Genomic DNA, 26999 nt, shown 5'->3' with positions numbered 1-26999 from the left:
ATGACTGACAAGACCTTGTTTGAGCCCTACAACCTTGGCCCCTTGAAGCTCTCTAACCGAGTGGTTCTCGCTCCTCTCACGCGTAATCGTGCCGGCAAGGGTTTCATCCCAAGCGAGTTCGCCGCGACTTACTACAGCCAACGAGCGTCAGCCGGACTTCTGATTTCAGAAGCGACACAGATTTCGCAACAAGGTCAGGGCTACCAGGACACTCCCGGGATCTACACCGAGGCGCAGATCCAGGGGTGGCGCAAGGTTACTGACGCGGTGCACGCAAAGGGTGGCCGAATATTCCTGCAGCTCTGGCACGTTGGTCGAGTTTCACACATTGATCTTCAGGAGAACAAAGCGTCGCCTGTCGCCCCTTCCGCCGTCAGAGCAGCCACCAAAACCTTCGTCAACAACGGCTTCGTGGATGTTTCCGAGCCACGGGCTCTCGAATTAGCAGAGCTTCCAGGGATCATCAATGATTTCCGCCAGGGCGCAGCCAACGCGATCAAGGCGGGGTTTGACGGTGTCGAAATTCATGGCGCAAACGGATACCTGCTGGATCAGTTCATCAAAGACAGCTCCAACCTGAGAACTGACGCCTATGGTGGACCGATAGAGAACCGGGCGCGGCTATTGCTGGAAGTGGCAAACGCCGTGGCTGACGAGATCGGCGCAGAACGCACTGGGGTCCGCCTCTCTCCAGTGTCTCCTGCAAATGGTGTTTCCACCCAAAACCCTCAGTCGGATTTCACATACATCGTCGACCAACTCGATGCATTGAACCTCATCTATCTGCATGTTGTGGAAGGTGCTACGGGCGGACCCCGCGATATTGTCGCATTCGACTTCGCCGCGTTGCGTCAGCGTTTCAGGAACACCTATATCGCGAATAACGGTTACGACTTGGCGCTGGCGACCTCGCAGATAGGAGAAGACAAAGCCGATTTGATTGCCTTCGGACGGCCGTTCATTAGCAACCCCGATTTAGTTGAACGACTGAAGGCGCACGCTCCATTGTCACCGCTTAACCCGGCAACACTGTATGGCGGTGGTGCTGCGGGATACATCGATTATCCATCTCTCACAGACGATAAGTTCCAGCAATCATTTTGAAGCCGCGCCAACCCGCGACCAGAAGTAAACGGACATCTGTCCCCACCGAACTAGAGAGCTAATCCATGACTATCCATTCGACAGTACTTATCACTGGGGCATCCTCAGGCATCGGCGCAACCTACGCTGAACGCTTCGCAAAGCGTGGTCACAACCTTGTGCTGGTGGCTCGCGACAAGGCGCGCCTTGAAACGCTCGCGACTCGGCTTCGCCAAGAACATGCCGTGAATATAGAAGTCCTTCAAGCCGACTTGACCAAGGTGGGCGACGTGGAAACGGTCGAAGCACGCCTGCGTGAGGACAGTAAGATCGGCACCCTTATCAACAATGCCGGAGTCGCACAGTCCGGCGGCTTCCTCGAGCAAACGGGTGAGGATATTTCTCAGCTTATCGCGTTGAACACAACAGCTCTTGCACGACTCGCCGGTGCCATTGCCCCACGACTTGCGGCGGCAGGAGATGGCGCAATCATCAACATCGGCTCAGTGGTGGGCTTGGCTCCGGAGTTCGGCATGTCTGTCTACGGGGCGACCAAGGCTTTCGTGCTGTTTCTTTCCCAGGGTTTGAATCTGGAGTTGTCATCCAAGGGGGTCTACGTTCAAGCGGTCCTGCCTGCTGCGACACGTACCGAGATTTGGGAACGTGCCGGCATCGACATCAATAGTCTCGCTGAAGTTATGGAAGTGGGTGAATTAGTCGACGCCGCGCTGATCGGTTTCGACCGACGTGAACTTGTGACTATTCCCCCGCTGTTTAACGAGTCTCGCTGGGAAACCCTCCAAGCAGCACGTCAGACGCTGCTGGGGGATATTCGCCAGACCCACGCAGCAGAGCGATATCAAACCGCTTCGTAACACCCTAGGTGATGTGGCCCGAAACACTAACCCCTGCCGAGGGTTCCTGACTGAATTGTCGGGTGCCCTTAAACCTCTTATGACTCTCGTTCCGGATCTGACGCATGAAGCAAGTCATGGCGAACTCCGACCACTACCGGCCGCTTGAACTAGATACGCGGTATGCAAATGCTGCAAATCAATCGATCAATGTTAACGGCATCGTTTATGCCTACCGGGACTTAGGCCCTCGCATCGGTATTCCACTGATTCTCCTGAATCATTGGGGTGCGGTTCTAGACAATTTCGACCCACAGATTGTCGATGGCCTTGCGCGTACACGGCGCGTCATAGCTGTCGACTATAGAGGGATCGGAGGGTCGGGAGGTTCTGCGCCTGTGACAGTCGCTGAAATGGCCCAGGACGCCGTCGAGACGATTCGGGCATTGGGCTTGGAACAAGTCGACGTGCTCGGCTTTTCCCTCGGTGGGTTTGTGGCTCAGGAAATTGCCCTGCAGGCACCTGGCCTTGTTCGCAGGTTGATCCTGACCGGCACCGGGCCTGCCGGAGGTCAGGGCATCGCCAGAGTGGGGGCCGTGTCCTGGCCACTGATCATCAAGGGATTGCTCACATTTCGCGACCCCAAAACCTACCTGTTCTTTACTGGCACGGGAGAGAGTCGGCAAGCGGCCAGTGCTTTTCTGTTTCGCATCAAAGAGCGCAAAAAAGGTCGAGATAAGGCACCGACGCTCACTGCTTTTTTACGGCAACTAAAAGCGATCAAGGCTTGGGGGCGGCAGCCTCCTCAAAATCTGGATGAGATAAAAATCCCGGTCCTGATCGTGAATGGCGATACCGACATCATGGTGCCCACGGTGAACTCAACGGAGCTGGCTCGTCGGATCACCAACTCTCAATTGATCATTTATCCAGATGCGGGGCATGGCGGAATTTTTCAACATCACGCCGATTTCGTTTCGGCGGCGCTGATGTTTCTCGATGCCTAAAGTTGTTGCTAATAACTGATGGGGAACAGGGCACCGCTGCATCTGGGTGCCGCCTCTCACCCTGCCCGCCTACTCAAGAGCCAGACCATCATGAAAGCATTTTTTATCGATCGCTACGGCAAGAACACCGGCCGTCTTCGCGAGCTACCCGAGCCAGAAGTCGGAGTGAAGGACGTCCTGGTGCAGGTGCATGCCACAAGTATCAACCTGTTGGACTCCAAGATCAGAACAGGTGAATTCAAGCCCATCCTTCCGTACGCGCTGCCCCTGATATTGGGTAACGATTTGGCGGGGGTGGTTGTTCGCGTGGGATCCGGTGTCCAGCACTTCAGACCAGGCGACGAGGTTTACTCCCGTCCTTCCCAGGAGCGAATCGGCTCGTTTGCTGAGCTTATATGCGTGAGCGAGGATGCCCTCGCATTGAAGCCGAAAAACCTCACGATGGAGCAAGCAGCCTCCATCCCGTTGGTTGCCCTGACGGCATGGCAAGTACTCGTCGAAACCGCAAATCTAAAACCTGGGCAGAAAGTGCTGATCCATGCGGGATCAGGAGGCGTGGGGACTATTGCAATCCAGCTGGCGAAACAGCTGGGAGCGTTCGTCGCCACCACCACCAGCACCGCCAACGTCCAATGGGTGAAAGCGCTCGGAGCCGATCTGGTGATCGACTACAAAACCCACAGGTTTGAAAACGAGTTAAGAGACTTTGACGTCGTGCTGAACAGCCTGGGCGCAGATGATCTCGAGAAGTCGATCAAGGTTTTGAAACCAGGCGGACAACTGATATCGATCTCTGGGCCACCTACTCCAGACTTTGCTGATGAACAAAAACTGTCTTGGCCGCTCAAGCAAGTCATGCGCCTTTTGAGCAGCAGGATTCGCAGAAATGCCCGGAAGGCCGGTATCCGCTATGCCTTCGTTTTCATGCGCGCTAGCGGTGCTCAATTGCGAGAGGTCACAGCGCTCATCGAGGCTGGTCTAATAAAACCAGTCATTGATAAATCGTTTGCATTCGAATCGATTCCAGAAGCACTTCGCTACGTCGAAAAGGGCAGATCGAAGGGAAAAGTAGTCGTTGTAATCAGCCCACCGCCTGCAGCAGGAGAGGTCGCTGGTGGAGTCACTTCATCAATCTAGAAATGACCACGAGCAGTCTATGGAACGATTAATTCGTGCAGCGGATGAAGGCGACGGCGAAGGCGCTACCGAACCTCCACCGACTGACCTCGACCAGGTAAGTCTCGAGCCAGAGGACAAGGATCCGCAGGACATTGACGAAACCACCTCCAAGCAGATGCCGCTCCATGTAGTTTGGAACGGCTTAATGCTGGAGCAGTAGCAAACTACGGATTTGGCACCTGTCCCATGATGCATTCACCTCGGACAGTGGCTCAACCAGTGGGCGTTCTTTCTCTTTTCATCTGAAATACACCATTAAATGGGCATTTGCTCTGAGCTTCCTGCTCTTAGGCGTATGCCTGCTTTTGGGCCTGTGTCCTCTAGCGGCGGGGATTTAACTCAATCAATGCCTTAACCATTTAGAACAATCCCGGAGACAGAAATGTCTTGGGATTGTTCTAACTGTTCATCAAAAATGTAAAAAACTAGCGGTCAAAGCCTATTCACGTTGGCTGCACTCTTTCCCTCGCCCCTCTAAAGAAATGGTAGCGTTCGCACAAAATCGGACGCTAAGCGCCACGTATTTGCTTGCGACTTATCGCGCAGGTAGAATGCGATTCATTATCAATTATGTATTTTTTGGGATGCCGATGCGCAGCGACGAAATACTAGGTACTGCAGATCTAGGGCTGCTCTATCGCACCCATCACTCGTGGTTACAAGGCTGGCTGATCCGACGCATTGGATGTCGCGATAACGCAGCAGATCTGGCGCAAGACACTTTCGTACGCCTGCTCAAATCCCGTCAATCCAGCCCCTTGCGCGAACCTCGCGCCTATCTGAGCAGCATCGCCCGCGGACTGATGATTGATCAGTATCGTCGTCGCGAACTTGAGCGTGCCTATCTGGAAAGCGTCGCGTTGCTGCCTCAACACGAGGTTCCCTCTGAAGAAAGCCGGCTGATGATTCTTGATGCGCTCGAGCGCATAGACCGCATGCTCGAAAAGCTTAAACCGAGAGTTCGCCAGGCGTTTTTATTGGCCCGGCTCGACGGTCTGACCTGCGCGCAAATAGCCGAAAAACTGGATGTTTCCCGCGCGACGGTAGAACGCGACCTGGCCACAGCCCTGCAACACTGCTATCGCTTGCGTTATGTCGAGGCGTGAGTCGCAGGCGCTGGATCCGGCCATTGTCGAGCAGGCGATCCAATGGCTGGTGCGCCTTCGTTTCGATCAAGCCGATGAACAAACACAGCACACTTTTGAGCACTGGCTGGCGCAGCGTCCAGAGCATGCATTGGCATGGCAGCGCGTTGAAACGCTGGGGGATGAATTCGCAGATGTGCCAGCTCAATTGGCCCGGCAAACCCTGAATGGCACCCAACATGGAATGCGACGGCGGGAAAGCCTGAAGCTACTGGGCCTATTGGCGACCGTTGGCACTGCAGCCTGGCTCGGCCGCGACTACACACCCGTTCCGGCCATGCTTGCGCAGCAGCGCAGTAGTACCGGCGAGCAACGACGCTTCCAGCTCGATGATGGCAGCGTTGTCCAGCTCAATAGCGATAGCGCCGTCGACAGCGATTTTGACGAGCAGAGACGCCTGCTCATCTTGCGCCGTGGGGAAATCATCGTGAATGTCGGCGCGGATCAACATTCGCCTCAGGCGCGACCGTTCTGGGTGCAGACACGCGACGGGGTCATGCGTGCCCAGAGTCGCCGCTTTCTGGCACGCGAACGTGACGATGGCACGCTGGTCGCGGCGCAGGAAGGATCGGTCACGGTGTTCCCCGGCTCCAGTCAAATGCCTGGTGGCCGCAATATCCAGGCAGGCAATCAGTTGCTGTTCACATCAAGCGGCGCCCGGGCGTTCACGGACAACGGCCTTGATTTATGGAGCTGGGGCGACGGGGTGATCAGTGCGCACAATATGCGCCTCAGTGATTTCATCGTGGAGTTGTCGCGTTATCGCCCCGGGGTACTCCGCTGCGCCGAAGAGATCGCTGATCGTCGCGTTTCGGGCACCTTCCAGCTCGCCGATAATGATCAAGTCCTGGCATTGATTGCGCAGTCACTGCGCTTGCACGTTGATTATCGGACCCGTTATTGGGTAACCGTCACCGCTGCCACCTGAGTCCATCAGAACCTTGCGTCACGTAAAAAATAATGAGGTGGTTTCTCATTCTCGTTCGACCTCTTAGGAAGGCCGGAATACAGGCCAGTCTGTCGATGTCCCTTCTTGGAGCGAGAAAATGAGTTCGTCCCCGGTTTCACAGCGCCATCCACTCAATCGTGCCTTACAGGGTGCGATGTTGGGTTTGATCGTGAGCAGCTACGCATTGCCGTCGCTGGCGCAAACATCGAGTGCTGACCACAGCAACCCAGTCAAACAGTGGAACATCGCTGGCGGCCCACTGGCGCCGGCGCTTGACCAATTTGCGCGCGAGGCTGGCATCAGTCTTTCCTTCGACGCGTCAAGCGTAGCGAACCGCACCACGGCTGGCGTAAATGGCACGCTCGAAACATCGGCAGCCCTGTCATCGTTGTTGCAAGGGAGCGAATTGCAGATCGAACAGCAAGGCCCGAATGCCTACCTGCTGGTTCCTCAGGCAAAGCCCGCCGGCCCGCTGGAACTCGACACAACGGCCGTCGAGGACTACCGCCTTGCACCCCTCATCATCAATGCCAAGGTCAGGGTCAGTGCCGACGACGACGCCAACTCGGTGGTCGCCAAGGAGCTCTGGGTTGGCGGCAAGGTGGCAACCAGCATTCTCAACACACCGGCATCGGTGTCGGTTGTTACCAACAAGGAAATGCAGCAACGCAGCGTCAGTACCACGGAAGAGGCACTGCAATACACACCGGGCGTGGTCAGTGATTTCTATGGTACGGATGACCGCAACGATTATTTCCAGATCCGCGGTTTCCAGGCCACCACCTATCGTGATGGCTTGACCCTGAGTTCGATGCGCGGTGTACGTGAAGATCCATTCGCCTATGAACGCATCGAAATTCTGCGTGGCGCCAACTCCACACTGTTTGGTCCGGCCGACCCGGGCGGCTCGGTGAACTTCGTGACCAAACAGCCGCGCTTCGAGCAGTTCGGCCAGGGCTATGTGACCTACGGTTCCTTTGACCATGTCGAGACTGGCATCGATGTGGGCGATGCTCTGAACGACGAAAAAACCCTGGCTGGCCGCTTCACTGCCAAAGGCCAAAACAGCGACCGCGAGTACGACCACTCGCAGGACGACAACCGTTTGGTGATGGGTGGCCTCACCTGGGCACCGACGGATTACACGTCGGCCACCATGATTCTCGACTATCTGAAAACCGACAGTTCGCCCAACAGTGGCGGATATCCGCTGGACAAGGAATACGACCGCAGCAAGTTTTATGGTGAGCCCAGCTACAACTTCCACAATGTCGAGCGCACCAGCCTCAGCGGCAACGTTACCCATGACTTCGACAACGGCTTTGTACTGCGCAGCAACCTGCGTTACAGCAAGTTGACCGATGATTTTGGCTACGTGTACCTCAGCGACAGTGCCGCACGGGTGGGGACTACGGTTGACCGCTTTCTCTTTGGAACGGACACCGAAGCCGACCAGTTCAACGGCAATCTGATGCTGCAATACGATGCCCGCTTCGAGAACATCGACAGCAGCAGCCTGGTAGGCGTGGAGTATCTCGATTCGACCACCAAGGAAAGCTCGGTCTACGCCCCGACTACCTCGATTGACATTGCAAACCCCGTATTTACAGGCGTTTCCCGCTCGATTGCGCCGTATGCCGTCAACAAGCGGGACGCGACCACCAAGGCCGTATTTCTTCAGCAGAACCTGTCGTTCTACGAGCGTTTCATTGTCACCGGGGGTGTGCGCAACGACTCCATGGACCTGACCAGCAAAGGCCTGCAGTCCAGTGAGAAAGACAACTTCTCCGAAACCTCCTATCGCGGTGCGCTGACTTACATCGTCAACGATGAAGTGTCCACCTACGTGAGCATGGTGGAGTCCGTCTCGCCGCCGCAGGTAGGCGTTACACCGCAGACGGGCCGGCAGTACGAAGTGGGCGTGAAGTATGCGCCGATGGGTATGGACGCCCTGTTCTCCGCAGCCGTTTATGACCTGACCCAGGAAAACGTCACCATCGCTGTGGTGCTGCCGAGCGGCATCATTGAGCAGCAGACGGTGGGCGAATCGCGGGCGCGTGGCCTCGACCTTGAGGCCAAGGCGCAGGTGACGCAAAACCTCAGCCTGATCGGCGGCTATTCCTACATGGAGTCGGAGGTCCTGCGCGGTTCGTTGTACGACGGCAGCTCCCTCAAGGGTAATGAGTTCACCACGGCACCCAAGCATTCTGCTTCGCTCTGGAGCTACTACGACGTGCCCGGCACCGATGTGAGCCTGGGCTTGGGTGCGCGCTACGTCGGCGCGTATTACTTCGATGCAGCCAACACCGGCAAAAGCGATGGCACCACGCTGTTCGACGCCGCCTTCAATTACCAGATCGCCAAAGGCACCGACCTTGCGGTAAACGTCAGCAACCTGCTGGATGAGCAACACGTGGTCGGCTCCGGCACGGCGAACTTCTACAACCCGGGCCGCGAGATTACCGCCAAAGTGAGTTACAACTGGTAAGCCGGTGTGTGAGCCTTTTCCCATCTAGGAGGCGGTACCCGCTTTGCCGCGGGCACCGTCAACTTGGCCATCAATAAGCGAAGAAAGAGGTAAAAGTATTCGATCTTCGTCGTGTTTCGCACCGGCTCCCGAAGCCAGCGCACTTGCCGTTCAGGGCCCTCCCATCCGACAGGCCTGCGAGGAGGACATCTGAAGGCGATGGACGATGAGCGCAATGCGTGCGACCTGTCAGGTTCGAAAAATAGAGATTCCAGGACTCGGCATTGTGCCTTAGTGGATTAGCTTTGTCGGAGTGGATCGCCCTACTCGCCTTGGACGTCCACCACTTCGATTCGAGTGATTCCGACCAGGCTCGCCTGCTCGATAATCTCTTCGAATGTGGAGTCTGCAGTCGGCATGATCAGACTGTTATCACCGTCCCCAAAATGTAACTGCAGCAAATGCATCGCTGCGTCCTGAATGGGCAATTCAGGCTGCTTCAGTTCAAGCTGATGCGTGCGGGGCTGGTCGTTGAACAGATAATCGATCGTGTAATTGCGCATGGGTCTCTCACTTATCCTGCTCGGGAGTCTTGTCCTTTTGTATTTGCAATGACGCCTTGCTTTTGTCGCCATCCTTGTCGGGCGATTCAGGCCGACCAAGTGGTGGACAATGCCCCCTTCACGATTCCTTTTTTTGAAAAAAAAGACGTCCCGTCGATGTGAGATTTTCGTGTCTGCACAATAAATTTCCATTTCATTGTCAGGTGGTCTTTTTCAGCCTATCGTTATCAATACCTATACAACTGCCATCCATTCGTACAACTATTTCGCTATGGATTGGCTCGTGCGCGCAGCCTGCCGCGAGAAAACTGAGTGAATCTGCTATTTGCTAGCCATGAAATGCCTGAGACCCCTTGCACTCACTGGAAAGCGATGAACCTGTACATGCTCTTCTCTCTGTACAAATAGTGCGACCTTCACCGTCAACACCTGTTCAATCAGGGAGCAAGACAATGACTCGATTACTGCTGTTACTGGCATTGATGCTCAACCTCGCAAGCTGCAGCAACGTGGATGTCACGCGTTATGCCGATCAACAACCGGCACTGAGTCTGGAGCGCTTTTTCAGCCAGCCCGTCAAAGCCTGGGGGATATTTCAGAAGCCCGGCGGCGAAGTGACCAAGCGTTTCGAAGTCACGATCGTCAGCCATCGCGAAGGCAACAACCTGATACTCGACGAGCGCTTCCTGTACAGCGATGGCACCCGCCAGCACCGCGTATGGACATTGACGCCCGAGGGCCAGGGACGCTGGAGCGGTCGCGCCGGCGATGTGATCGGCGCTGCCCAGGGCCAGGTTGCCGGGAACGCCGTTCACTGGGTTTATCGCCTGAAACTGGCGGTCGACGATTCGACCTATGAAGTGAGCATGGACGACTGGATGTACCTGATGGACGAGGACACGTTGATCAACCGCACCAGCATGTCCAAGTTCGGGGTGGAAGTCGGTCAGGTGACCCTGTTCTTCCGCCGCCAGGGCGCCGAAGCAAGCCAATGAACCGCACAACCCAGAGCTTGATTGAATGAACGTTACCCGCCGCTTGTGCCTGGTACTGGGCGACCAGTTGTCCTTCGACCTGGCGTCCTTGCAGGCACTCGATGCCGAGCGCGACACGGTGTTGCTGGTTGAGGTCATGGAGGAAGCCAGCCACGTGCCCCACCATCCACAGAAGATTGCCCTGATCTTCAGCGCCATGCGCCATTTCGCCCAAGCGTTGCGAGACCAGGGTGTACGCATTGAATACGTCAGGCTGGATGATCCGGAAAACAGCGGTTCGGTGCCGGCTGAATTACATCGCTGGCAAGCGCTGTTGCAGGCCGAAGAAGTGCACGTCACCGAGTGTGGCGACTGGCGGCTGGAGCACTCGATGAAGGAATGCGGCTTGCCGATTCACTGGCACGCCGATACGCGTTTTCTGTGCAGTCGCGAAGAGTTCGCCGCGTGGGCCGCAGGCAAGAAACAGCTGCGCATGGAGTTTTTCTACCGGGAGATGCGCCGCAAGAGTCGGTTGTTGCTCAATGGCGACGGCTCGCCGGTGGGCGGTGCATGGAATTTCGATGCCGACAATCGCAAGGCCCTGCCCAAAAGCGTGAAAGCCCCCTACCCGGCGCGCTTCAGTAATGACGCCATCACCTGCGAAGTTCTTGCCCTGGTCAAGGCGCGTTTCAGCCACCACTACGGCGCGCTCGATGACTTCAACTATCCCGTCACCCATGCCGATGCGCAGGCACTGTGGGCGTACTTTCTCGATTACGGTCTGGCCGGGTTTGGCGATTACCAGGACGCCATGGCCAGTGATGAGCCGTTCCTGTTTCATGCGCGGATCAGTGCGGCGCTCAACATCGGCCTGCTGGATCTGCGGCAACTGTGCAGCGACGTGGAGTCGGCGTACTGGGCCGGCAGCGTTGCGCTCAATGCCGCCGAAGGCTTTATTCGGCAACTGATTGGCTGGCGTGAATATGTGCGGGGCGTGTACTGGCTGAGGATGCCTGATTACGCGCAGGGCAACGCGTTCGGCAACACCCGGGCATTGCCCGAGTTCTACTGGACCGGCGACACGCAAATGAACTGCATGCGCCACGCCATCGGACAAAGCCTGCAGCACGCCTACGCGCATCACATTCAGCGGCTGATGGTCACCGGCAATTTCGCCCTGCTCGCCGGCATCGCACCGAGCCAGATCTGCGAGTGGTATCTGGCGATCTACATGGACGCCTTCGACTGGGTCGAGCTGCCCAACACGCTGGGCATGGTCATGCACGCCGATGGCGGTTATCTCGGTTCCAAACCCTATTGCGCCAGCGGCCAGTACATCAATCGCATGTCCGATTACTGCCGCGGTTGCGCGTACAAGGTCAGCGAAAGCACGGCGGACAATGCCTGTCCGTTCAATTCGCTGTACTGGCATTTCCTGATGCGCCACGGCGAGTTGCTGCGCGGCAATCAGCGCATGACCATGATGTACAAGAACCTCGACCGCATGCCGCAGGCCAAACAAGAGGCACTGTGGCAACGCGGCCAGAGGCTGCTGGCCCGCCTGGATAACGGGGAGTCGATCTGAAATCAGCGTTCGCCCGGAGCCATCCGTGAAACTTACCGACGACGCCACCGGTCAACGAATGAACAACAATCAAGCCAGACCGCTTGCCCCTGTCCGGCCTGTCCGCCCCATGAATCCGGCCCCTGAAAAAACTGACAAAGCAGGTGAGATGGATACCCTCAAACACCTTGATCGCGAAGCACTTGAGTCCGAGGTAAAGCGATTACGCGCCGCGCTGCTGAGCAATGAAGTCGACACTGAGCAAAATGTGGCGGCCCAACTGCAGGCCAGCAGAGCTGCGCTCGCCCGCAGTGAGGAACGCTTCAGCACCATTCTGGAAACCATCGAATCGGCGTTTGCCATCGTCAAAGTCAAATTCGACGCCAACGACGAGCCTGTCGACTATTACTTCGTCGAGGCCAACCCGGCGTTCGAGCGCCAGTGCGGGGTCAACCTGCGCGGTAAATGGGTGACCGAATTCGCGCCCAATCTGGAGCGCTTCTGGTTCGAAACCTACGGCCACGTGGCCAAGACCGGGGAACCGGCGAACTTCGAGAATTACGCCAATACCTTTGAGCGCTGGTTCGATGTGCGCGCCGTGCGGGTCGGCGATCCGGCCGACCGGCAGATCGCGATCCTGTTCAACGACGTCACCGAACGGCGCGACGCCGAGGAACGCTTGCGCGCCAGTGAGGCGATCGCCCGGGAGAACGTCGAACGTGTGCAACTGGCCCTCGCCGCTGGCGCCATTATCGGCACCTGGCACTGGGACTTGCTGACTGATCGATTTGCCATCGACGAAGGCTTCGCCCAGGTGTTCAATCTCGACCCAAGTCTGGGGCGCGAAGGCCTTAGCCTCGAACAGGTGATCACCAGCGTGCACCCCGACGATCGGGACGGGCTGACCACGGCGATCGACGAAGCCATTGGCCGCGGTGGCGCCTATTCCCATCAGTACCGTGTGCGCCGCGCGGACGGCAGATACCAGTGGATCGAAGCTAACGGTCGCGTTGAGTGGGCCGATGACAACAAACCATTGCGCTTCCCCGGCGTACTGATCGACGTCGAGGAACGCCGCACCGTCGAGGCCGAGCGCGACGGGGCTATCGCCGCCTTGCGAGCGCTCAACGACACACTGGAACAACGGGTGTCAGCGCGCACCGCCGAGTTGATGCAAGCGGAGGAAAAACTGCGTCAGTCGCAGAAGATGGAAGCGGTCGGCCAACTGACGGGGGGCCTGGCTCATGACTTCAACAATTTGCTGGCCGGCGTTTCCGGTGCGCTGGAATTGATGGGGACGCGGATCAGTCAGGGCCGGTTGAGCGAAGTCGACAAATACATGGTCACCGCACAGGGCGCGGTCAAGCGTGCCGCCGCCCTCACCCACCGCCTGCTGGCGTTCTCCAGACGCCAGACCCTCGATCCGCGGCCCACCGACGTCAACATGCTGATGACCGGCATGACCGAACTGATCCAGCGCACCGTGGGCCCGAGCATTCTTCTGGAAACCATTGGCTCGCCGGAACTCTGGCCGACTCTGGTGGATGCCAGTCAGCTGGAAAACGCACTGCTCAACCTGTGCATCAACGCCCGCGATGCGATGCCCGATGGCGGACGCATCACCATCGAGACGTCCAATCGCACCATGGACGCCGAGACCGCCAGCACGCTGGAGATTCCCGGTGGTGAGTATGTGTGTCTGTGCGTCAGCGATACCGGCACCGGCATGTCGGCGGATGTCATCGCCAAGGCCTTCGACCCGTTCTTTACCACCAAACCGCTGGGCCAGGGCACGGGGCTCGGGCTGTCGATGATCTACGGATTCGCCAAGCAGTCCGGTGGCCAGGTGCGCGTGCACTCGCAGGTCGACCGGGGCACCACGATGTGCATCTACCTGCCGCGCCACTGTGGCGAACCCGTGCAAAGTCTCGATGACAAGCACATCGCACCGGCTGTAGTCCCCAAGGCCAGCGAAACCATTCTGGTGGTTGACGATGAACCGACCGTGCGCGCCTTGTTGACCGAAGTGCTCGGCGATCTCGGCTACAACCTGCTCGAAGCAGGCGACAGCGTTGCCGGGCTGAAGGCGCTGCAATCGAATGTGCATATCGATTTGCTGATCACCGACGTCGGCCTGCCGGGTGGCATGAACGGCCGACAACTGGCCGACGCGGGCAGAGAGATCCGCCCGAACCTGACGACGCTTTTCATTACCGGATACGCAGAAAACGCAGTGATCGGCGCCGGCCAGCTTGGCCCTGGCATGCAGGTGCTGACCAAGCCCTTCGCGGTCGACACGCTGGTGGCGCGGGTGATTGACCTGATGTCGTCGAGAGCCAAATAGCAACCCAAGCAGACTGGCTGCGGCCAAGGAGCAACACATGGTGACTTTCCTGATTTTCCTGATCGCCTGCGGTGCAGCCGCAACCACCGGCATGGTTTTCAAGCCCGGCCAATGGTACGCGCAGCTCAACAAACCGAAGTTCACGCCACCCAACTGGGTGTTTCCGGTGGCGTGGACGACGATCTATCTGCTGCTGGCCTGGGTTGGCTACCGTTTGACGCTGATTCCCGGCAGCGAAATGGTCCTGGCGTTGTGGGCGGCGCAGATTGCCCTGAACACGCTGTGGACACCGGTGTTTTTCGGTGCGCAGCGGATTGTTTTCGCGATGGTCATTCTCGTGCTGCTGTGGCTGGTCGTCGCGGCAATGGTGGTCCTGGCCTTGCGCCTGGATGTGATCACCGGGTTGATCCTGTTTCCCTATCTGGCCTGGCTGTGTGTCGCTGCGGCGCTGAATTTCTCGATCATGCGCAACAACCCAGCGGGTTAGTGCGCGCCCGTCACAGGGACGACGCGCGCTTCAAGGTCTCACTCGGCAATTCCTTGAACATTGCCCGGTAACTGCTTGAAAAACGGCCCAAATGCCAGAACGACCAATTCATCGCGACTTCCGCCACCGTCGTATCTGCCGGCGAGCGTTTGAGCAACTCTCGCCGCGCACTGTTGAGCCGGCGCAAACGCAGCCAATGACTCGGCGACATCCCGGTATACGCCTTGAACGTCTGCTGCAGCTGACGCAGGGAAACCCCGGCCACCCGCGACAGTTCCAGCAGATTGAGGGTTTCCTCCGGCGAATCCGCCGCCCACTCCCCCACGCGCTTGAGGGTGATTCGTTCTTCGGCGCGACGCTGCAAACCACCGCCGTCCAGGCACACGCTCGCGTTGTCGAGGATGAACAGGCAGTCCTCGAGCAACTGTTGGGTCAGTGCTTCTTTACTTGGCTGATCAAGGGTTTGCGACAACTTCGTAAGAGTCGAGCTTAACCAGCGACTGAACAATCCGTTCTGCGCGCCATTGAGCGGCGCCATGAACAGGCCTTCCAGCCTGGCCACGTCCAGGCCGTTGCGCTGGACGAATTCCGGGCCGAACACCACGGCGATTTCCTGATAGTTCTCCGGGGTGATCCAGATGTTGCGGCTCTCTTCATTGAGCAGATAGAGCGCGTTGTCGCTGCGATCGAAACAGAACGCCAGCGACCCTTCCGGCGCGCTGAAATTCTGCTCGACCCGGGTGTTCATCTGTTCTTCGTAAACCTCCACACCCTGCAAATCCAGATAGCGGATCTGCCCGGCGAAATGCCCCGGCGACATCTGCTGGTAATGCTGAACCCAACCCGGCGTGGCGCGGATTTGCTCGGTGACATCGGCGGTGTTGAAAGCTTGAACCTGTAGCGGATTACACGTTGTCATGGGAGACCTTGCGCACTCTTTTGGTGCGCTTTGGTGCTGCTGAAAGTGGATAGATGGAACGTCAAGGCCCGCCCAAGATAGTCGTCAACGCGCCTCAGGGGAAGTCTGCGAAAGATGAAATCGCTTTTCCCCCGCGTCAACAAAACCAACGACGAGGTCTTTATGAATGCCCCTTTCGATCAGCTGTTCACGTGGCTGAAAGATCACAAGATTACCGAAGTGGAATGCGTGGTCAGCGACCTGACCGGCATCGCCCGCGGCAAGATCGCACCGACCAACAAGTTCCTGCATGAGCGAGGCATGCGCCTGCCGGAAAGTGTGCTGCTGCAAACGGTAACCGGGGATTTTGTCGACGACGACATCTACTACGACCTGCTCGACCCGGCCGACATCGACATGGTCTGCAAGCCGGTGAGCGACGCGGTGTACGTGATTCCGTGGGCCATCGAGCCGACCGCCATCGTCATCCACGACACCTTCGACAAGTTCGGCAACCCGATCGAACTGTCGCCGCGCAACGTGCTGAAGAAAGTCCTTCAGCTGTACACCGACAAAGGCTGGAAGCCGATCGTGGCGCCGGAAATGGAGTTCTACCTGACCCAGCGCTGCGAAGACCCGGACTTGCCATTGAAGGCACCGCTGGGCCGTTCCGGTCGCGCCGAAAGCGGTCGTCAGTCGTTTTCCATCGACGCCGCCAACGAGTTCGATCCGCTGTTCGAAGACGTCTACGACTGGTGCGAACTGCAAGGCCTGGACCTGGACACGCTGATCCACGAAGACGGCCCGGCGCAGATGGAAATCAACTTCCGCCACGGCGACGCGCTGGATCTGGCCGACCAGATCACCGTGTTCAAACGCACCCTGCGTGAAGCCGCGCTCAAGCACAACGTGACCGCGACCTTCATGGCCAAGCCGATCGGCGACGAACCCGGCAGCGCCATGCACCTGCACCAGAGCGTGGTCGAGATCGCCAGCGGCCAACCGATTTTCGCCAATGCCGACGGCAGCATGAGCGACCTGTTCCGCCATCACATCGGCGGCCTGCAGAAATACATCCCGAAAGTGCTGCCGATGTTCGCGCCGAACGTGAACTCGTTCCGCCGCTTCCTGCCGGACACCTCGGCCCCGGTCAACGTCGAATGGGGCGAAGAAAACCGCACCGTCGGCCTGCGAGTGCCGACCTCCGGGCCTGAGGCGATGCGGGTTGAAAACCGTCTGCCGGGCGCCGACGCCAACCCCTACCTGGCCATCGCCGCGAGCCTGCTGTGCGGCTACATCGGCATGGTCGAAGGCATCGAACCGAGCGCCGCCGTCGAAGGCCGGGCTTACGAGCGCCGCAACCTGCGCCTGCCGATCACCATCGAAGAAGCCCTGACCCAGATGGAAGAGTGCGACACCGTCGCCGGATACCTGGGCAGCAAGTTCGTGCGCGGCTACGTCGCGGTGAAACGCGCCGAGCATGAAAACTTCAAGCGCGTGATCAGTTCCTGGGAGCGGGAGTTCCTGTTGCTGAGCGTTTAACCAACACCCACGCCCCTGTGGGAGCTGGCTTGCCAGCGATGGCGTCGGCACAGTCAACATCTCTATCGACTGACCCGCCGCTATCGCTGGCAAGCCAGCTCCCACAAGGGAACGTGCTCACCTGAAAAATCCAATAATTCGAAGAGGTGTCGATATGCGTCTGTTGAAATCCATGATCCCCGCCGCGCTGGCCCTGGCGTGCAGTGCCGGTGCCCTCGCCCAACCCCAGGTCAGCGTCTACAACTGGACCGATTACATTGGCGAAACCACCCTCGCCGACTTCCAGTCCTCCAGCGGGATCAAGGTGATCTACGACGTCTTCGACTCCAATGAAACCCTCGAAGGCAAACTGCTCGCCGGGCGTACCGGCTATGACGTGGTGGTGCCGTCCAATCACTTCCTCGCCCGTCAGGTAAAGGCCGGTGCGTTCCTCAAACTGGACCGCTCGCAACTGCCGAACTGGAAAAACCTCGACCCGAAACTGCTGGCCCTGCTTGAGAAAAACGATCCGGGCAACGAGCACTCAGTGCCGTACCTGTGGGGCACCAACGGCATCGGCTACAACGTCGATAAGGTCAAGCAAGTGCTGGGCATCGATCACATCGATTCCTGGGCCGTGCTGTTCGAACCGGAGAACCTGAAGAAACTCACCCAGTGCGGCGTGTCGATGATGGACTCGGCCGATGAGGTGTTCCCGGCCATCCTCAACTACATGGGCATGGACCCGCGCAGCGAGAAACCCGAGGACTACAAGAAGGCCGAAGAGAAACTCCTGAGCATCCGGCCGTACATCACCTATTTCCACTCCTCGAAATACGTGTCCGACCTGGCCAACGGCGACATCTGCGTGGCCTTCGGTTATTCCGGCGACGTGTTCCAGGCCGCGAACCGTGCCAAGGAAGCCAAGAACGGCGTGAACATCGCCTACTCGATTCCCAAGGAAGGCGCGAACCTGTGGTTCGACCTGCTGGCGATTCCTGCCGATGCCGGCAACACCATGGAAGCCCACGCCTTCATCAATTACCTGCTCGATCCGCAAGTGATCGCCAAGGTCAGCGCCTCGGTCGGTTACGCCAACCCGAACCCGGCGGCCAAGCAATACATGGATCCGGAGCTGGTCAACAACCCCGAGGTCTATCCGTCGCAGGAAGTCCTCGACAAGCTCTACATTTCCTCTACCCCGCCCCAGTCGATCATGCGTCTGATGACCCGGTCCTGGAGCAAAGTGAAGTCGAACAAATGAATCAGTACAACCAGGAACACGCCCACTCCTATTACGCCGCGTCGGCTCGGGCCAGCACACCTTATCCGGAACTGGCGGGCGACCTGATCGCCGATGTCTGCGTAATCGGCGGTGGTTTCACCGGCGTCAACACCGCCATTGAACTGGCGCAGCGCGGGCTTTCGGTGATTCTGCTCGAAGCCCGGCGCATCGGCTGGGGGGCCAGCGGGCGCAATGGCGGGCAACTGATTCGCGGGATCGGTCACGACGTAGAAGGCTTTGCCCGGCATGTCGGCAGCGAAGGCGTGCGCTACCTGCACCGGGCCGGGATCGACTCGGTGGAGCTGGTGCGCCAGCGCATCACCGACAACGCCATCGAGTGCGACCTGCGCTGGGGCTTCTGTGAGCTGGCCAACACACCGGCGCAGTTCGACGCCTTCAAGGCCGAGCAGGAAAGCCTGGCGCAGCAGGGTTACCGCCATGAAACACGGCTGGTTGCCCCTGAGCTGATTCGTCAGCAAGTGGTGAACGCGGGCGTCTACAAGGGCGGCCTGATCGACATGGGCTCGGGCCACTTGCATCCGCTGGATCTGGTGCAGGGCGAAGCGCGGCTGGCAGCCTCCCTCGGGGTACGGATTTTCGAGCAGAGCCCGGTGCTGGAAATCGTCCATGGCCCGACCGTTCAGGTGCGGACCCAGAGCGGCACCGTGCGCGCCGGCAGTCTGGTGCTCGGCTGCAACGCGCACCTGGATGAACTCGAACAGCAACTCAGCGGCAAGGTCCTGCCCGCCGGCAGTTACATCATCGCCACCGAACCGCTGTCGGCGGAGCGCGCCGCCGAGCTGATTCCGCAGAACCTGGCGCTGTGCGACCAGAAAGTCGGCCTCGATTACTACCGGCTCTCGGCGGACCGACGCTTGCTGTTCGGCGGTGCCTGCCATTATTCGGGACGGGATCCGGCGGACATCGCCGCCTACATGCGACCGAAGATGCTCAAGGTGTTTCCGCAACTGGCGGATGTGCGCATCGACTATCAGTGGGGCGGCAAGATCGGCATCACCGCCAACCGCTTCCCGCAGGTCGGCCGTTTGAAGCAGCACCCGAACGTGTTCTACGCCCAAGGCTATTCCGGCCATGGCCTGAACGTCACCCACTGGTGCGCCAAGCTGCTGGGCGAGGCGATTCATGCCGGTCACAGTCAGGGCATGGACGTGTTCAGCAACGTGCCGCACATGACCTTCCCCGGCGGCCCGGCGCTGCGTTCGCCACTGCTGGCACTGGGCATGTTCTGGTATCGCCTGCGGGAGCTGCTGGGATGACGCTTCGCGGTTAATGCGTCCTGCACATTTGCTCTATCGCGAAGCACTTCTATATTGATGAAGTGCTTTTGCGTTCCTGACGCTCAGTGCCCAACACACCCTGGAGGTCATGGATGGAGTCGTCAGCCGCCGATCAACCGCGAGCGCCCGGCCAGGCGCCGGTCAAGACCCGGCGTTTCAGCATTTCGCTGGTGTGGATCGTGCCGATCATCGCGGTGCTGGTGGGCATCTCGCTGGTGGTGCACAACCTGATGCAGGAAGGCCCCAGCATCATCGTCACCTTCAAGACCGGCAGCGGCCTGACCGCCAACAAGACCGAAGTCAAATACCGCAACGTGGTGATCGGCCAGGTCACGGACGTCGAGCTGAGCGACGATCAGAAAAGCGTCAACGCCACGATCAAACTGGCCAAGCAGGCCGAAACCTTCACCCGCGAAGATTCGCAGTTCTGGGTCGTCCGGCCGCGCATCGGTGCGGGCGGTGTCTCGGGCATCGATACGTTGCTGTCCGGCGACTACATCGGCGCCGACATCGGTCAGTCCAACTCGCGCGCAAAACACTTCAAAGGCCTGGAGAACCCGCCGCCGATCACCTACGGCGAACCGGGCAAACGCTTCAACCTGCACGCCTCGGACCTCGGCTCGCTGGACATCGGCTCGCCGGTCTATTACCGCAAGATCCCGGTGGGACAAGTGGTGGCCTATGCGCTGGACGCCGATGGCAAAGGGGTGAACATCGAGGTGTTCATCCATGCGCCAAACGACGCCTACGTCACCGAAAACACCCGGTTCTGGAACGCCAGCGGCATTGACGTCAACGTCGGCGCCAACGGTTTTGCGGTGAAAACCGAATCGTTGTCGACCCTGCTGGTGGGCGGCATCGCCTTCCGCGCGCCGGAGTACAGCCCCAACGACGTTGCCGCCGCCGAAGAAAGGACTTACGACCTGTTCGACGACCAGCAAACCGCGCTCGCCCCGCCCAACGGCAAGGCGCAGTACCTGAGCCTGCGTTTCGATCAGGCGCTGCGCGGGCTGAAAGTCGATGCACCGGTGGAATTCCTCGGCATGGAAATCGGTCGGGTGGTCAGCATCAACCTCGATTTCGACGCGAAAAAACGCAGCTTCCCGCTCAACGTCGGCATCGTGATCTACCCGGCACGCCTCGGCCAGGCCCACGTGAAGATGCTCAAGGTGCTCAATCACAACCCGGATGACGAAGCCGCGGCCGTGCGCCTGATCGGCACCTTTATCGACAACGGCCTGCGTGCCCAGGCCCGCAGCGGCAACCTGCTGACCGGCCAGTTGTACATCGCGCTGGATTTCTACCCGAAAGCCGAGAAAGTCGCGTTTGATCCAACCGCCCGCCCGATCAGCATTCCGACCATTCCCGGCAGCCTCGAACAGTTGCAGGAAAAACTCGAAGCGATGATCGACAAGCTCAACAAGCTGCCGGTGGAACGGATTGCCGGCAACCTCGACAGCAACCTCGTGGAATTGCGCAAAGGCCTGACCCAGTTCAACGCCAAGACCCTGCCCGGCGTGCAGAACACCCTCGCCGACGTGAGCAAGACCCTGCAATCGGCCAGTTCGACCCTGGCCGAAGATTCGCCGCAACGCGAACAACTGACCGAGACCCTCGACGAGCTCGGGCGCATGTCCCGTTCTTTGCGTGAGCTGTCCGATTATCTGGGCCGGCATCCGGAATCGTTGATTCGCGGCCGCCCCGACAACGCCGCGCCGCTGGACCTCAAAGGACCACCGCGCAATTGAGCACAGGAGCTGTCCCATGGCTTTAAAGCTGAAGTTCACCGTGCTCGCGATCGGCCTGCTGCTGGGCGCCTGCAGCAGCGCCCCGATCAGCTTTCACACCCTGACGCCGACGCAACCGATGGCCGGACGCGCCGGTTCGGAAATCGCTATCGAAAGCATCAGCGTGCCGCCGCAGGTCGACCGGCCGCAGATCGTGATCCGCCAGGGCAACAGCGGCCTGGCGATTCTGGAGACCGAATGGTGGGGCGCCAGCCTGAGCGATGAATTGCGCAGCGCGTTGGTGGATCAACTCAGTAATGCCGGCGGCCCGCGCAAAACCTCGGTGCGCATCGATGTGCAACGCTTCGATTCGATTCCCGGGCAATACGGGCTGATCGACGTCAAATGGCGCCTGCGTCAGGCCAACGCCGGGGACGACGCCCTGACCGCCTGTCGCTCGCTGCTGCAAACCCCGTCCGGGCCGACCATCGATGATCTGGTGGTGGCTCAGCAAAACAACGTCAAGCGTCTGGCTGCGTTGATCAGTCAGGCCTCCACCGGCTCACGCGGCTGCCCGCCCTCCTCCTGATCCCTCCTCCCATCGGCAAGACGTACGGCCGCCGTGCAAGCGGCCAGACGCTGCTAATCTGAATGGCAATGACATTTATTAACGATTTCTTTGACGTATTTTTCTCGTTTGCCGCCCTACATTGCCGCGACTCTATTTTTGCAAAGCATTCGCATTTGAATCCCCTGCGGATACTCGCAAACCATAACGTCTAACAACAGGAGCTGCCCCGCCATGAGTCCATCCGTTCCGTCCGTTCTGAAACAGGCCGCACTGGCGACTGCGCTGCTCGCTGCCGGGCAGGCCTTTGCCGCCGATTCCGTCGGCCTGGTGGTCTACAACGCACAGCACGAAACCCTGACCAAGGCCTGGGTCGCCGGCTTCACCGAAGAAACCGGGATTCCGGTCACGGTGCGCAACGGCGATGACACGGAAATGGGCAATCAGATCGTGCAGGAAGGTGCGGCGTCGCCGGCGGATGTGTTCCTGACGGAAAACTCCCCGGCCATGGTGCTGGTGGACAACGCCAAGCTGTTCGCGCCCGTGGCTCCGGCGACTCTTGAGCAAGTCGACGCGGCCTATCGCCCCGCCCACGGCCAATGGGTCGGTATCGCCGCGCGCTCCACGGTGTTCGTCTACAACCCGGCCAAATTGCCGGAAAAGGACCTGCCCAAATCCCTGATGGATCTGGCGAACCCGGCCTGGAAAGGTCGCTGGGCCGCATCGCCTGCCGGTGCGGATTTCCAGGCCATCGTCGCCGCCGTGCTGGAGCAGAAAGGCGAAGCCGCCACCCTGGAATGGCTCAAGGGCATGAAAGCCAATTTCACCGCTTACCGTGGCAACAGCTCGGTGCTCAAAGCAGTGAACGCCGGGCAAGTCGACAGCGGTGTGATCTACCACTATTACGCGTTCGTCGATCAGGCCAAGACCGGTGAAAACAGCAAGAACACCGCCCTGCACTACTTCAAGCATCAGGATCCGGGGGCGTTCGTGAGCATTTCCGGCGGCGGCGTGCTGGCCTCCAGCAAACACCAGGAGGACGCGCAGAAATTCCTCCAGTACATCACCGGCAAGCAAGGCCAGGAAGTGCTGCGCACCGGCAAATCCTTTGAATACGCCGTGGGCAAGGACGCTGCTTCCAACCCAAAACTGGTGCCGTTGAAGGATCTGGACGCGCCGAAAGTCGATGCATCGAAGCTCGACAGCAAGAAAGCCGTCGAACTGATGACCCAGGCAGGACTGCTGTAATTGATGCCTGAACCGCTGCCCGCGGAGATCGCTGCGGCGCCCTCCGCCCATTTGTCACGCCGGACCCGCGCCCTCAATGGACGCGGGAGCCCGTGGGTGGTCGTGCTGGCCATCGGGGGTTCGCTGCTGTCGCTGGTGCCGATCGGCTTTGTGATCGGCGTGTCGTGGTACACCGGGTGGGCGACCATCGAAGCGTTGGTCTTCCGCCCTCGGGTCGCCGAGCTGCTGATCAACACCGTGCTGCTGGTGCTGATCACCCTGCCGATCTGCATCGTGCTCGGCACCACTCTGGCTTGGCTGACCGAGCGCACCGACTTGCCGGGGCGAAGGCTTTGGTCACTGCTGGCGGTCGCGCCGCTGGCGGTGCCGGCGTTCGTGCACAGCTACGCGTGGGTCAGCCTGATTCCATCGATCAATGGATTGCCGGCCGGGGTGCTGGTGTCGGTGATCGCCTATTTTCCGTTTCTGTACCTGCCGATTGCGGCGACGTTGCGTCGTCTCGATCCGGCGATTGAAGACGTCGCCGAATCCCTCGGCCTCAAGCCGTGGGCGGTGTTTTTCCGGGTGGTGTTGCCGCAACTGCGGCTGGCGATCTGCGGAGGTGCGCTGCTGGTCGGCCTGCATCTGCTGGCCGAATATGGCCTGTACGCGATGATCCGCTTCGACACCTTCACCACGGCGATTTTCGACCAGTTCAAATCGACCTTCAACGGACCCGCCGCCAACATGCTCGCCAGCGTTCTGGCGCTGTGTTGCCTGGCGATGCTGCTGGTGGAATCCGGCGCCCGTGGTCATGCGCGATACGCCCGCGTCGGCTCCGGCAGCGCTCGTGAACAACGCACCGTGCGCCTGCACCGACGCACCGCCGCGCTGGGATTGTGCCTGCAAGGCCTGACCTGCCTGCTGGCCCTCGGCGTGCCGTTGCTGACCCTCGGCAAATGGCTGATCGCCGGTGGTGCCGAGGTCTGGCAAGGCAACGAATTGCTGCCGGCGTTGTTGCAGACACTGTCGTTCGGCGTGGCCGGCGCGCTGTTGACCAGCCTCGCGGCAATCCCGATTGCGTGGCTGTCGATCCGCGCCCCCGGCAAGCTGCAACGCCTGCTCGAAGGCTGCAATTACATCACCAGCGCATTGCCGGGGATTGTTGTGGCACTGGCGTTGGTGACCGTAACCATCCACTTCGCCCGACCGATCTACCAGACCACGATCACCGTGCTGCTGGCCTACCTGCTGATGTTTCTGCCCCGGGCGCTGGTCAGTCTGCGCGCCGGGTTTGCACAGGCGCCGGTGGAGCTGGAAAACATCGCGCAAAGCCTGGGCCGCTCACCGTTGCGTGCCCTGTGGCTGATCACCTTGCGTCTGGCGGCGCCCGGTGCGGCGGCGGGCGCGGCGCTGGTGTTTCTGGCGATCGCCAATGAACTGACCGCGACCCTGCTGCTCGCGCCCAACGGCACGCGCACCCTGGCCACCGGTTTCTGGGCCATGACCAGCGAAATCGACTATGCCGCCGCAGCGCCTTATGCGCTGCTGATGGTGCTGCTGTCGCTGCCGCTCACGGCCATCCTCTATCACCAATCCAGGCGCAGTGCCGGCCGATGAACGCTCTCGACATCATCAATCTCAGCAAATCCTTTGGCGCGCAAACGGCGCTGGATACCATCAACCTGTCCGTTCCGACCGGCAGCCGCACGGTGATCGTCGGTCCGTCCGGCTCGGGCAAGACCACCCTGTTGCGGATGATCGCCGGGTTCGAATTCCCCGACGCCGGCAGCCTGACGCTGAACGGCCAGACCCTGGTCGACAGCACCCACGCCGTGCCCGCTTACCAACGGCAGATCGGTTACGTGCCGCAGGACGGCGCGTTGTTTCCGCACATGACCGTGGCCGACAACATCGGCTTCGGGCTGGCGGAAACCGGCAACACCCGAACCGAGCGCATTCAGGCGCTGATGGATAGCGTGGCCCTGAACGCCGACATGGCCGCGCGCTGGCCTCACGAACTGTCCGGCGGCCAACAGCAGCGGGTATCACTCGCCCGGGCACTGGCCCAGCGACCACGCCTGATGCTGCTCGACGAGCCCTTTTCCGCCCTCGACACCGGCCTGCGCGGCGCCATGCGCAAAATGGTCGCGCGCCTGCTGGAGGATGCCGGCGTGACCACGATTCTGGTGACCCACGATCAGGGCGAAGCGCTGTCGTTCGCCGACCAGTTGGCCGTCATGCGTGATGGGCGGCTGGTGCAGTCGGGGCATCCGATGGACCTCTACCGCTACCCCGACGATGAACAGACCGCGCGTTTTCTCGGCGAAGCCGTGGTCATGCCCGCCCGGATCGAAGCCGGTTGGGCCCATTGCGATCTGGGCCGGGTGGCGGTCAACACCAACGGTTTTTCCGGCGCTGCGCAGATCATGTTGCGGCCCGAGCAGCTGCAACTGTCGGACATTCCCGCCGACCCGGACGGCTGCCACGCAGTGGTCACCGATCGGGACTTTGGCGGCAACGTCTGCACCCTGACCGTGGAACTTCGCTCTCAGGCCCGCCCCGGTCGCTCACTGCTGGTGCGCAGCTCCGGGATGCACGCGCCACCCGCTGGCAGCGCTGTGCAATTGTCCATTCTGGGAGCGGCCCACGTCTTTGCAACACCCTGACTACAGGTCGAAGCGATCCACCGCACGGCGCCGCTCGTTGTCGTCGCGCACGTCGTAATTGGCGGTCGTCTGGATGTTGCTGTGATGGGCCAGCTTCTGGGCGATCGACAGGTCATGCTCTTCGATCACCCGGGTGATGAACGAACGCCGGAAATCATGGGGCATGATCTTCACCCCGACCTGGGTGCCGCGCTGGCGGGCGATGTAATAGATCGCGTGCTTGGTGATGCGCTCGCGGGTGATGTGGCTGCCACGGCGAATACGGTTGAACAGAAACGCGTCGTCGCTCTCGCCTTCCTTGAGTTCCGAGCGACGGAACTCCAGCCAGGCATTCAGTTTGGCGAACGCCCAGGCCGGCGCGTATTTGATCAGCTGTTTATTGCCCTTGGCGGTGACGCACAAACTGCGTTCGGTGAAGTCCACCTGATTCAGATCCAGATCCACCGACTCCGACTTGCGCATGCCGGTGCCGTACAACAGCGCAATCACCGCCGCATCACGCAAACCCTGTGGTCGCGGATCGGCCGCGCAGACTTCCATCAATTCATGAATCAGCGTGCGCTTCAGATTGCGCCCTTGGGACAGGCGCGTGCCGGCAATGCCTTTGACCGAGCGCATCTTCAATAGATGTTCCTGGCTGATAAGACTCATGCGCCAGGCTTCATTCATCACACCGCGAATGGCGTTTACATACAGCGAAGAAGTGTTTGGTGCGTAGTTGTCTTCACGTAATGCGGCGACTAATGCAACGACATCTTCCGGCTGCAGCGCGTGCCAGGGAATGTCTTCGACGTTCATGTCTTCGAAGCCGAGACGGTCGGCAGCATCTTGTAAAACGTAACGCATGGTGAGCTGGCTGGAGGGAGCCAAACGCGCCAGATACACGGTCATCGGATTGGTTTTCAGGGTGTCGGGGGATGCAACGGGTAAGTCAATCAAACGTCGGGCCTTGAGTAAAAGCAGTTCAACACAGCAACTAACAACTGCAACATTCTTAATATAAGGGGAACACTTCCGTAGGACTTTTCTACTAAAAACCGCGATAAACGGTAGAAGTCTGAACAGTGGCTGTATGGGTTTCAGATAAACGATTCTCCGACCGGTTTTTCATGTTCCTTTCACAAAAACGGGCATAACCTTAATTCCACTGAGTCCTGTGCCGGCGCTGCCCAAGCTGCCGGGCAATGCCT

The 26999-nt window shown here is 59.5% G+C and carries 23 protein-coding genes; 20 read left to right on the top strand and 3 right to left on the bottom strand.

All coding sequences use genetic code 11. From position 1 onward, the window contains the following. From M5G18_RS15080 to M5G18_RS15045, 8 genes are all read left to right on the top strand, one after another. Positions 1-1104 carry an alkene reductase gene (locus tag M5G18_RS15080; protein WP_273899506.1) on the top strand — a complete coding sequence of 368 codons (1104 nt, stop codon included), beginning with the start codon at positions 1-3 and terminating at the stop codon, positions 1102-1104. A 65-nt stretch (positions 1105-1169) separates the two neighbouring features. Further along, positions 1170-1958, top strand: a complete 789-nt coding sequence (locus M5G18_RS15075) for an SDR family NAD(P)-dependent oxidoreductase (protein WP_273899507.1) — start codon at positions 1170-1172, stop codon at positions 1956-1958. A gap of 104 nt (positions 1959-2062) precedes the next feature. Next, positions 2063-2944, top strand: coding sequence for an alpha/beta fold hydrolase (locus M5G18_RS15070; protein ID WP_420793316.1), 882 nt, complete (start codon positions 2063-2065; stop codon positions 2942-2944). Positions 2945-3034: 90 nt separating this feature from the next. Then, on the top strand, positions 3035-4081 hold the full coding sequence (locus tag M5G18_RS15065) for an NADP-dependent oxidoreductase (protein WP_273899508.1): 1047 nt from the start codon (positions 3035-3037) through the stop codon (positions 4079-4081). A 19-nt stretch (positions 4082-4100) separates the two neighbouring features. Further along, on the top strand, positions 4101-4283 hold the full coding sequence (locus M5G18_RS15060) for a hypothetical protein (RefSeq protein ID WP_273899509.1): 183 nt from the start codon (positions 4101-4103) through the stop codon (positions 4281-4283). A 430-nt stretch (positions 4284-4713) separates the two neighbouring features. Continuing rightward, positions 4714-5229, top strand: coding sequence for a sigma-70 family RNA polymerase sigma factor (locus M5G18_RS15055; RefSeq protein ID WP_273899638.1), 516 nt, complete (start codon positions 4714-4716; stop codon positions 5227-5229). Beyond that, a complete protein-coding gene (locus tag M5G18_RS15050; protein WP_273899510.1) occupies positions 5216-6196 on the top strand; it encodes a FecR domain-containing protein in 981 nt (326 codons plus the stop codon). Before M5G18_RS15055 ends, M5G18_RS15050 begins: the two co-directional genes overlap by 14 nt. Before the next feature lie 118 nt (positions 6197-6314). After that, positions 6315-8705, top strand: a complete 2391-nt coding sequence (locus tag M5G18_RS15045; protein WP_273899511.1) for a TonB-dependent siderophore receptor — start codon at positions 6315-6317, stop codon at positions 8703-8705. Positions 8706-9007: 302 nt separating this feature from the next. On the opposite strand, the gene M5G18_RS15040 is transcribed toward M5G18_RS15045, so the two are convergent. After that, positions 9008-9247 (bottom strand): hypothetical protein, encoded by a 240-nt coding sequence (locus M5G18_RS15040; protein WP_273899512.1) that lies wholly within the window; start codon positions 9245-9247, stop codon positions 9008-9010. 452 nt (positions 9248-9699) lie between these two features. Between M5G18_RS15040 and M5G18_RS15035 the strand changes: the two genes are divergently transcribed. From M5G18_RS15035 to tspO, 4 genes are all read left to right on the top strand, one after another. Continuing rightward, positions 9700-10242, top strand: a complete 543-nt coding sequence (locus tag M5G18_RS15035) for a DUF3833 domain-containing protein (RefSeq protein ID WP_273899513.1) — start codon at positions 9700-9702, stop codon at positions 10240-10242. A gap of 25 nt (positions 10243-10267) precedes the next feature. Continuing rightward, on the top strand, positions 10268-11806 hold the full coding sequence (locus M5G18_RS15030; RefSeq protein ID WP_273899514.1) for a cryptochrome/photolyase family protein: 1539 nt from the start codon (positions 10268-10270) through the stop codon (positions 11804-11806). Positions 11807-11954: 148 nt separating this feature from the next. After that, positions 11955-14129: a hybrid sensor histidine kinase/response regulator gene (locus M5G18_RS15025; protein ID WP_273899516.1), complete on the top strand. Its 2175-nt coding sequence runs from the start codon at positions 11955-11957 to the stop codon at positions 14127-14129. Between the two features lie 37 nt (positions 14130-14166). Then, a complete protein-coding gene (gene tspO / locus M5G18_RS15020) occupies positions 14167-14616 on the top strand; it encodes a tryptophan-rich sensory protein TspO (protein WP_273899517.1) in 450 nt (149 codons plus the stop codon). A gap of 10 nt (positions 14617-14626) precedes the next feature. On the opposite strand, the gene M5G18_RS15015 is transcribed toward tspO, so the two are convergent. Beyond that, positions 14627-15535 (bottom strand): helix-turn-helix domain-containing protein, encoded by a 909-nt coding sequence (locus M5G18_RS15015; protein WP_273899518.1) that lies wholly within the window; start codon positions 15533-15535, stop codon positions 14627-14629. Between the two features lie 162 nt (positions 15536-15697). On the opposite strand from M5G18_RS15015, the gene M5G18_RS15010 reads away from it, so the two are divergent. The 8 genes from M5G18_RS15010 (at position 15698) to M5G18_RS14975 (ending at position 25809) form a co-directional block, all read left to right on the top strand. Beyond that, the gene (locus tag M5G18_RS15010; RefSeq protein WP_273899519.1) at positions 15698-17056 is read left to right on the top strand and encodes a glutamine synthetase family protein; all 1359 of its coding nucleotides are present in this window, start codon (positions 15698-15700) and stop codon (positions 17054-17056) included. A 154-nt stretch (positions 17057-17210) separates the two neighbouring features. Next, entirely contained in the window at positions 17211-18299 is a 1089-nt protein-coding gene (locus tag M5G18_RS15005) for a polyamine ABC transporter substrate-binding protein (protein ID WP_273899520.1), read from the top strand. Then, positions 18296-19597: an NAD(P)/FAD-dependent oxidoreductase gene (locus M5G18_RS15000; protein WP_273899522.1), complete on the top strand. Its 1302-nt coding sequence runs from the start codon at positions 18296-18298 to the stop codon at positions 19595-19597. The genes M5G18_RS15005 and M5G18_RS15000 overlap by 4 nt, the downstream gene beginning before the upstream one ends. 113 nt (positions 19598-19710) lie before the next feature. Further along, a complete protein-coding gene (locus tag M5G18_RS14995; RefSeq protein ID WP_273899523.1) occupies positions 19711-21366 on the top strand; it encodes a PqiB family protein in 1656 nt (551 codons plus the stop codon). A gap of 16 nt (positions 21367-21382) precedes the next feature. Then, positions 21383-21934 carry a PqiC family protein gene (locus M5G18_RS14990; protein ID WP_273899524.1) on the top strand — a complete coding sequence of 184 codons (552 nt, stop codon included), beginning with the start codon at positions 21383-21385 and terminating at the stop codon, positions 21932-21934. Positions 21935-22147: 213 nt separating this feature from the next. After that, the gene (locus M5G18_RS14985) at positions 22148-23161 is read left to right on the top strand and encodes an iron ABC transporter substrate-binding protein (RefSeq protein ID WP_273899525.1); all 1014 of its coding nucleotides are present in this window, start codon (positions 22148-22150) and stop codon (positions 23159-23161) included. 3 nt (positions 23162-23164) lie between these two features. Beyond that, positions 23165-24760, top strand: a complete 1596-nt coding sequence (locus M5G18_RS14980; RefSeq protein ID WP_273899526.1) for an ABC transporter permease — start codon at positions 23165-23167, stop codon at positions 24758-24760. Further along, positions 24757-25809, top strand: coding sequence for an ABC transporter ATP-binding protein (locus M5G18_RS14975; protein ID WP_273899527.1), 1053 nt, complete (start codon positions 24757-24759; stop codon positions 25807-25809). The genes M5G18_RS14980 and M5G18_RS14975 overlap by 4 nt, the downstream gene beginning before the upstream one ends. Here the strand turns inward: M5G18_RS14975 and M5G18_RS14970 are convergent, their stop codons facing one another. After that, positions 25810-26700 (bottom strand): site-specific integrase, encoded by an 891-nt coding sequence (locus tag M5G18_RS14970; protein WP_273899639.1) that lies wholly within the window; start codon positions 26698-26700, stop codon positions 25810-25812. Positions 26701-26999 lie beyond the last annotated feature (299 nt).

It is taken from the genome of Pseudomonas aphyarum, from assembly GCF_028657055.1.
In the GTDB taxonomy this organism is placed as follows: Bacteria; Pseudomonadota; Gammaproteobacteria; order Pseudomonadales; family Pseudomonadaceae; genus Aquipseudomonas; species Aquipseudomonas aphyarum.
Note: the sequence above shows the minus strand (reverse complement) of the source record. Positions and strands in the feature narration are given on the sequence as shown.

Bases quoted from the DNA above. Each gene is read 5' to 3' on its own strand.
- M5G18_RS14995 (WP_273899523.1), top strand. From the start codon at position 19,711: ATGGAGTCGTCAGCCGCCGATCAACCGCGAGCGCCCGGCCAGGCGCCG.
- M5G18_RS15000 (WP_273899522.1), top strand. From the start codon at position 18,296: ATGAATCAGTACAACCAGGAACACGCCCACTCCTATTACGCCGCGTCG.
- M5G18_RS15060 (WP_273899509.1), top strand. From the start codon at position 4,101: ATGGAACGATTAATTCGTGCAGCGGATGAAGGCGACGGCGAAGGCGCT.
- M5G18_RS15035 (WP_273899513.1), top strand. From the start codon at position 9,700: ATGACTCGATTACTGCTGTTACTGGCATTGATGCTCAACCTCGCAAGC.
- M5G18_RS14975 (WP_273899527.1), top strand. From the start codon at position 24,757: ATGAACGCTCTCGACATCATCAATCTCAGCAAATCCTTTGGCGCGCAA.
- M5G18_RS15005 (WP_273899520.1), top strand. From the start codon at position 17,211: ATGCGTCTGTTGAAATCCATGATCCCCGCCGCGCTGGCCCTGGCGTGC.
- M5G18_RS15025 (WP_273899516.1), top strand. From the start codon at position 11,955: ATGGATACCCTCAAACACCTTGATCGCGAAGCACTTGAGTCCGAGGTA.
- M5G18_RS15070 (WP_420793316.1), top strand. From the start codon at position 2,063: ATGAAGCAAGTCATGGCGAACTCCGACCACTACCGGCCGCTTGAACTA.
- M5G18_RS15015 (WP_273899518.1), bottom strand. From the start codon at position 15,535: ATGACAACGTGTAATCCGCTACAGGTTCAAGCTTTCAACACCGCCGAT.
- M5G18_RS15055 (WP_273899638.1), top strand. From the start codon at position 4,714: ATGCGCAGCGACGAAATACTAGGTACTGCAGATCTAGGGCTGCTCTAT.
- M5G18_RS15065 (WP_273899508.1), top strand. From the start codon at position 3,035: ATGAAAGCATTTTTTATCGATCGCTACGGCAAGAACACCGGCCGTCTT.
- M5G18_RS14970 (WP_273899639.1), bottom strand. From the start codon at position 26,700: ATGACCGTGTATCTGGCGCGTTTGGCTCCCTCCAGCCAGCTCACCATG.
- M5G18_RS14985 (WP_273899525.1), top strand. From the start codon at position 22,148: ATGAGTCCATCCGTTCCGTCCGTTCTGAAACAGGCCGCACTGGCGACT.
- M5G18_RS15030 (WP_273899514.1), top strand. From the start codon at position 10,268: ATGAACGTTACCCGCCGCTTGTGCCTGGTACTGGGCGACCAGTTGTCC.
- M5G18_RS15050 (WP_273899510.1), top strand. From the start codon at position 5,216: ATGTCGAGGCGTGAGTCGCAGGCGCTGGATCCGGCCATTGTCGAGCAG.
- M5G18_RS14980 (WP_273899526.1), top strand. From the start codon at position 23,165: ATGCCTGAACCGCTGCCCGCGGAGATCGCTGCGGCGCCCTCCGCCCAT.
- M5G18_RS15045 (WP_273899511.1), top strand. From the start codon at position 6,315: ATGAGTTCGTCCCCGGTTTCACAGCGCCATCCACTCAATCGTGCCTTA.
- M5G18_RS15040 (WP_273899512.1), bottom strand. From the start codon at position 9,247: ATGCGCAATTACACGATCGATTATCTGTTCAACGACCAGCCCCGCACG.
- tspO (WP_273899517.1), top strand. From the start codon at position 14,167: ATGGTGACTTTCCTGATTTTCCTGATCGCCTGCGGTGCAGCCGCAACC.
- M5G18_RS15075 (WP_273899507.1), top strand. From the start codon at position 1,170: ATGACTATCCATTCGACAGTACTTATCACTGGGGCATCCTCAGGCATC.
- M5G18_RS14990 (WP_273899524.1), top strand. From the start codon at position 21,383: ATGGCTTTAAAGCTGAAGTTCACCGTGCTCGCGATCGGCCTGCTGCTG.
- M5G18_RS15080 (WP_273899506.1), top strand. From the start codon at position 1: ATGACTGACAAGACCTTGTTTGAGCCCTACAACCTTGGCCCCTTGAAG.
- M5G18_RS15010 (WP_273899519.1), top strand. From the start codon at position 15,698: ATGAATGCCCCTTTCGATCAGCTGTTCACGTGGCTGAAAGATCACAAG.